This is a genomic window from Maribellus maritimus, from assembly GCF_022267315.1.
Classification (GTDB): Bacteria; Bacteroidota; Bacteroidia; order Bacteroidales; family Prolixibacteraceae; genus Draconibacterium; species Draconibacterium maritimum.
Window position 1 is genome coordinate 1 of sequence record NZ_JAIKLE010000104.1, and the last position, 2,788, is coordinate 2,788.

1 protein-coding gene is annotated in these 2,788 nt (G+C 44.7%); it reads left to right on the forward strand.

The window, feature by feature from the left end; translation table 11 throughout:
* The coding region (locus tag K5G00_RS29055; RefSeq protein ID WP_238770057.1) for a glycosyl hydrolase at nucleotides 1–2,788 on the forward strand (2,788 nt) is incomplete at both ends.

A 2,788-nucleotide genomic window follows, 5' to 3' on the forward strand; every position in this document is an offset into this window, starting at 1 on the left:
AAAATTTATCACCCGGAGACCTGGTTTCATTTTATTGGTGGAAATGTAGCAAAGGAAGGGATTACTGCTGATTTGGAAGCCATTGCCGGAGCTGGTATTTCCGGAATTCAATTGTTTCATGGTCAGTTTGGCGGACCCTGGCCGGGCGTTGATGAACAAATTGCCTGTTTAAGTCCGAATTGGGACGATGCTGTGAAATTTACTGCGGAAGAATGCAAACGTCTCGGATTGCGTTTTACAATGCAAAACTGTCCGGGCTGGGCCATGTCCGGTGGTCCCTGGATAAAACCTGAAAATGCAATGCGCCACCTTGTTTACAGTCGAACAGATGTGTCGGGAGTTGTAGATACCACCTTGTTGGTTCCTCAACCCAGCGACGAAGAGTGGCGGGATTATCAGGAAGTTGCGGTTTTAGCTTTTCCAACTCCGCAGGGAGACACAGGTAAAAAGTTGATTCCTCAAAATGTAACAGGTGAAAACGGCGTGCCCTGGAAGGATTTCTTTTCAGGAAAAATAGAAAAACTGAATTTATCCCCGGTTGCTGAAGGTCAGTCGCACTGGGTGGAATTAAGTTTTCCCGGTTCAGAAACGTTGCGCACGATTCAGTTTTCTCCGGTGCGAGGGTTTAATCCAAACTGGGCTTACGAACCTGGCATAAAAATTCAGGTGCAGGCTGTGCTTTCAGAAAATAAAACAAAAGATATTTTGAATATAGAAATGCCTCCTTCAAACTGGCAGGATTATAAACCCATTTCATTGGCTTGTTCCGAAGTAGAAAATGTACAAACCTACCGGATAAATATCCAGAACCAGCATGAAATGACTTTGACCGGAATGGATTTTCTTTCGGCTGCCCGAAAAAATAACTGGGAAGCTGAAGCAGGATGGACGCTGCGGGGATTTGTACGCGGAAGTGAACATCCAGGTCAGTCGGCGGAAGCGTTTATTGAGCCCTCAAAGATTCAGGATATTTCTGAGAAAATGAACAAAAGCGGGCATCTGAAATGGAATGCTCCCGCGGGAAAATGGACAATACTTCGAATCGGGCATGTGAATACGGGAAAGAAAAATGCACCGGCTCCTCCGGAAGGAACAGGTTGGGAGTGTAACAAGCTATCCGAAATCGGACCGGATTCGCATTTTGCAGGTTATATTGGCCGCATCGCAAATGGCCCGTTAGCGGGAGGTTTGCTAAATGGAATGTTGCTTGACAGTTGGGAGTGCGAAACGCAAACATGGACAAAAAATATGGAAAGCGATTTCGATAGTATTTCCGGGTATGCTTTGCGAAAATGGTTACCAGCTGTGTTTGGTTATGTAATAAATGCTCAGGAAACCACTTCTGATTTTCTACTCGACTGGCGTTCAACCATTGGAGATTTATTTGCCAATAAATTTTACGGGCGCATGGCAGACCTGGGCAAACAGAACGGTTTGACGGTTGCTTATGAAACCGCTGCCGGAGATATTTTTCCGGCTGATATTATGGAATATTACAAATACGCTGATGTTCCGATGTGTGAATACTGGCAGCCACTGTCTGATAATTTTGTAGGTTCTTCCAATTTTAAACCCATAAAACCTACAGTTTCTGCAGCTCGTTTATATGGCAAACCGCGGGTGGCAGCAGAAGCGTTTACTTCATTTGAACTGACCTGGGATGAGCATCTTTCCATGCTAAAAGAAATTGCAAATATAAAAGCAGTTGATGGCGTGACTCACCAGGTTTTTCATACATACACGCATAATCCCCGCACGGACTTTTTGCCGCCGGGAACTTCCTTTGGTTCTTCTATTGGAACACCTTTTTTGCGCGGACAAACCTGGTGGAAACACATGCCGGAATTTGTAAATTACCTTTCGCGGTGTAATTATTTGCTTGAACGTGGAAAACCGGTTTCGGATGTGCTTTGGTATCTGGGCGACGAAATAAGTCACAAACCCAATCAAAATGCACCTTTCCCCGAAGGTTTTAAATACGATTATTGTAATCCCGATATATTGTTAAACCGGCTTTCTGTTGAGGATGGAAAGCTTGTTACGCCGGAAGGACTTTCGTATCGTTTGTTGTGGCTTCCCTACAACGAGCAAATGTTGCCGGAAACGCTGGAGAAAATATACGAATTCGTTCAAAAAGGAGCTACCATTGTTGGGAATGCACCGCAGAGTCTGGCAACGTTGAAGGACAAAGAAAATGCCCAAAAACGTTTTGATGATGCTGTGCAAAAAATTTGGGGCGACAATGTCAATACCGCTGGCGAAAGACAAGTTGGAAAAGGTCGTGTAGTTTCAGGAATGACCATTTTTGAAGCGGTGGAAAAATTAAAACTGGAACCCGACGTTACAGGTGGAAATGCGCTGTGGTTGCATCGTTCAGTAAAAAGAGCCGACTGGTATTTTGTTTGCTCTCCGGCAGGTAAGGCTTTTAAAGGAGATTTGAGTTTTAACACCTCCGGGACCCCTGAACTTTGGGATCCGTTAACAGGAGAGATTACTCCTTTGGGAACTCGCGAAGAAAACAACCGGAGTGTCGTATCACTGGACTTGGCTCAGGCTGGTTCATGTTTTATTGTTTTTCGTCACGATATCGAAAAAAAGGAGAAGAAAAAAGCTTCTCACGAACAACAAGCAACAGTTTTAGCAGAACTGAATAAAGATTGGCAACTTTCATTTCCTGCCGGTTGGGGTGCTCCCGAAAACATTCAGATGGATAGCTTGGAAGCGTGGAAAGACCTTGGGATTTCCCCTGAAGGAAAGGCATTCTCAGGTTCTGCAACCTATTCTGTTT